The following is a 3,143-nucleotide window of genomic DNA, read 5'->3' as shown; positions in this document are numbered from 1 at the left end:
GGAATAATTTCCAAACTAAAATTGGGTCGGTTTTCGGCCAGCAACACACCGTTCCTATCGTAGATAAGGCCGCGAGGAGGAGCTAAAGGCAATACCTTAATTCGGTTATCATTGGAGCGGGTAGTATAGGTTTCGTGTTGCTCAAACTGCAGATAGTAAAGGTTGCCCAATAATACGCAGATGAGAGCAAACGTGCCGACAATGGACACCACCGCGCGACGGTTAAATAACCGTGACTCAGCCGAATGATCTCGCAGGGCGACGCGCTTTCTTGCCATTGGTCGTGTTTATTCTCTGTGGTAAGGGTGGTTGGCGGTAATGCTCCAAGCACGATAGAGCGTTTCTGCGACAATAACCCTAACCATTGGGTGAGGCAGCGTGAGAGCCGATAACGACCAGCGTTGCTCAGCGAGTTGGATGCAGCTGGGGGCTAAGCCCTCTGGTCCGCCGATCAGCAGACTCACATCTCGCCCGTCCATTTTCCAAGCTTCCAGTTGTTGGGCTAGTTGTGGTGTAGTCCAAGATTTTCCAGTGACTTCTAGGGTAACCACACGGTTGCCCTTAGGGATTACCGCTAATGTGGCTTCACCTTCTTTGTCTAAAATACGTTTGATATCGGCATTTTTGCCGCGTTTCCCCGCGTTAACTTCGATTAGCTCTAAGGGCATATCTTTAGGAAAACGTCGCGCATATTCTTGATAGGCTGTTTCAACCCAGGCTGGCATCTTGGTGCCTACGGCAACTAGCTGTATTTTCATCCCGCTTTAGACTCTGCCGCCATTGGTGCCCATAGTTTTTCCAGTTGGTAGAAGTCACGAGCGCTGTCTTGCATCACATGCAATACCACGTCGCCTAGGTCTACTAGTACCCATTCAGACTCTTCCATGCCCTCGACTCCAATGATGTCTAAGTCGGCTTGTTTGGCTTCTTTTATCACATTATCGGCAATGGATTTGACGTGCCGCTTCGAGTTACCACTGCAAATTACCATGGTATCGGTCACGCTGGAGAGCTCACTCACATCGAGATTTTGAATATCTCGGCCTTTCATATCTTCGACTTTATCTACTACAAAATCGATCAGTTGTTGGTTTTGAATCAAAAGAACCCCAAATTTCAACTAAAAAGTAAGTATATCATGCTCTGTAAGGCGAGGTTAAGCGCCATACAGCTTATGTTCAATTATATACTCAAGCACCGCACCGGGAAGCTGGCTGCTTAATTCTGGCTCTAGCGAATGCGTAGCTAATTGTTTGCGCAGCTGGGTCGAGGATATCGGCATCGGTTGCAGCTGACAAAAATAGACTTTGCCCCTCGCCAGTTGATGTAAGTCGGCTACCTGGTGGCTTTGTTTGTCGGCTAACCAAGCTTTTAGCATTTGCGATAAGGCCGGTTGATAGCCGGGTCGGGCAATCACCAGCAAATGTGCATAGTCACACAGCTTTTGCCAATCACGCCAGTGGTCAAGCTGATTAAAAGAGTCCAGTCCCATCACAAAGCCGATATGCTGCTGAGGATATTGGGCGGCCAGTTCTTGCAAGGTTTCGCAAGTATAAGAGCGCCCACCGCGCTCCACTTCTCGCCAATCAAGCAGTAGCTCTGGGTAATCGGCTAATGCCAACTCGAGCAGCTGACGCCGGTGCTCGGTTGAGCAATGTTGTTGCTGTTTAAGTGGCGATAGCGCATTAGGCAGCAGCGTGATATCGGCTGCTTGTGTGGCCTCAACTAGCTGTTGGGCGCTAAGGATATGACCATTATGGATGGGGTCGAAGGACCCGCCAAAAAATAATTTCAGTTTGCTCATTGTGGCTTAGCAAGGATGAATATTAAACGTTCTAGTTGGTGCCAAGCATGGTTGCCGGCAAATTGCTTAATTGCTTTGTCTATTTCGGCCACCTGCAAGCGAGCTTGATTGATTTGCTGGGCGCTGTAGCGTTTGGCAGCACCACTGAGTAGGCCTTGGCGTTTGCTCCACACCGCATATTGTTTAAATAGACTGGCGTGATGGTTGCTTGGTTGAGCTTGTAAGGCTTGCAGCAGCTTAAACTCTTTGTCTAAACCCCAGTTGATGAGGGTAGGCTCTTCTCCTTCTAGCCGTAGCTGTTTGATGATCAGCAAGCTACGCGCAAAATCAGCGGCTAATATCGCATCAACTAACTGGAAACTGGAGAAGTGATTGGCATGAGATAAGCCCGATTCAATTTCTTTTAGCGAAGGAAGCTTGTTACCCCAGCGTAAGACTATGCTATTAATAGCTTGGTTTAGTGCCAGTAGATTACCTTCGTAATAATGCAGGAGTAAAGCAACCAGTTCTTGGTTATTACTTAAGCCTTGCTGTTGTAGGCGTTGTCTAATCCAGGCTTGAAGCTGCGCGCCTTCTGGCGGGTAGATAGTGACGACTAAGCCTTGTTGTTCTATTTGCTGATACCAGCTTTGCTTCTCATTGGCCTTGGTTAACTTGGGCAAACTAATCAGCAGCCGAGTTTCAGGATTGAGTAGGCTGAGTAATTCTTGTAGTTGGTTTTGTATGGCCTTATCTGGTGAGCGATCCAGTTGCAGTTCTATTAAGCGGTATTGGCTGAATAAAGACAGCTCGCCCATTGCGTCGAAAATAGTGGGCCATTGAAAGTCGCCGTCGTAACTAAAGCTGAGTCGTTCTTCCGCTAGACCTTGTTGCTTTAATTGCTGGCGAATGTAGTCGATGCTTTCTAGTTTAATTAGCGGCTCATCACCGGCAATTAAAAAGCAGGAGAAATTTGCCGGTTGCTGCTGAGCTAGGCGATCGGCATAAATCCGCATATTACCAGCTTACCGTTGCCAATTGGCGCATAATTTGGTCTGCGGCCATGGTGCGTAGTTCGCTGTATAACAACTCTCTTTCACGTTGTTTGGCCAGCGCGGCTAGAGGGTTGTCTTGGAAGTCGCGGTGTAAACGTACTTGCACTGGAAAATTGCCCTGATTGGCCACTTGCAGGTAACCGCCAACCCGATAACTTAACTCGTATTCTGCAACTTGACCGTTTTCAAACAAGGATAGGGTACGTTTGTTAATTTCTTCTGCGCCTATATACAGCGTGGGCACATTCTCCTGAGCAAATTCAAATACTGCTACGTTGTTTTGAGCTAGCCGTCTTTTTAACTCG

Annotated in this window: 5 protein-coding genes and 1 pseudogene; all 6 read right to left on the bottom strand. The window is 47.8% G+C overall.

Annotation, left to right across the window (positions count from 1 at the left end; translation table 11 throughout):
• Positions 1–278: pseudogene (locus tag ACQY6Q_RS02240) on the bottom strand (penicillin-binding protein 2); the annotation flags it as partial.
• A 9-nt stretch (positions 279–287) separates the two neighbouring features.
• A complete protein-coding gene (rlmH, locus tag ACQY6Q_RS02235; RefSeq protein WP_055732294.1) occupies positions 288–758 on the bottom strand; it encodes a 23S rRNA (pseudouridine(1915)-N(3))-methyltransferase RlmH in 471 nt (156 codons plus the stop codon).
• Complete coding sequence (gene rsfS, locus ACQY6Q_RS02230; RefSeq protein WP_427977362.1) at positions 755–1,099, bottom strand: ribosome silencing factor; 345 nt, start codon at positions 1,097–1,099, stop codon at positions 755–757. The genes rlmH and rsfS overlap by 4 nt, the downstream gene beginning before the upstream one ends.
• 57 nt (positions 1,100–1,156) lie before the next feature.
• A complete protein-coding gene (gene nadD / locus ACQY6Q_RS02225) occupies positions 1,157–1,804 on the bottom strand; it encodes a nicotinate-nucleotide adenylyltransferase (protein WP_427977359.1) in 648 nt (215 codons plus the stop codon).
• A complete protein-coding gene (holA, locus tag ACQY6Q_RS02220; RefSeq protein WP_427977356.1) occupies positions 1,801–2,799 on the bottom strand; it encodes a DNA polymerase III subunit delta in 999 nt (332 codons plus the stop codon). The genes nadD and holA overlap by 4 nt, the downstream gene beginning before the upstream one ends.
• A 1-nt stretch (position 2,800) precedes the next feature.
• The coding region (lptE, locus tag ACQY6Q_RS02215; protein WP_427977353.1) for an LPS assembly lipoprotein LptE at positions 2,801–3,143 on the bottom strand (343 nt) is incomplete at its 5' end.

Source organism: Agarivorans sp., assembly GCF_050295395.1.
Taxonomy (GTDB): Bacteria; Pseudomonadota; Gammaproteobacteria; order Enterobacterales; family Celerinatantimonadaceae; genus Agarivorans.
The sequence above is the reverse complement of the archived record's forward strand: the minus strand, read 5'-3'. Positions and strand labels throughout refer to the sequence as shown.

What these genes read in the sequence shown, in the direction of transcription:
- rlmH (WP_055732294.1), bottom strand. Translation starts at nt 758, where the DNA reads ATGAAAATACAGCTAGTTGCCGTAGGCACCAAGATGCCAGCCTGGGTT.
- nadD (WP_427977359.1), bottom strand. Translation starts at nt 1,804, where the DNA reads ATGAGCAAACTGAAATTATTTTTTGGCGGGTCCTTCGACCCCATCCAT.
- holA (WP_427977356.1), bottom strand. Translation starts at nt 2,799, where the DNA reads ATGCGGATTTATGCCGATCGCCTAGCTCAGCAGCAACCGGCAAATTTC.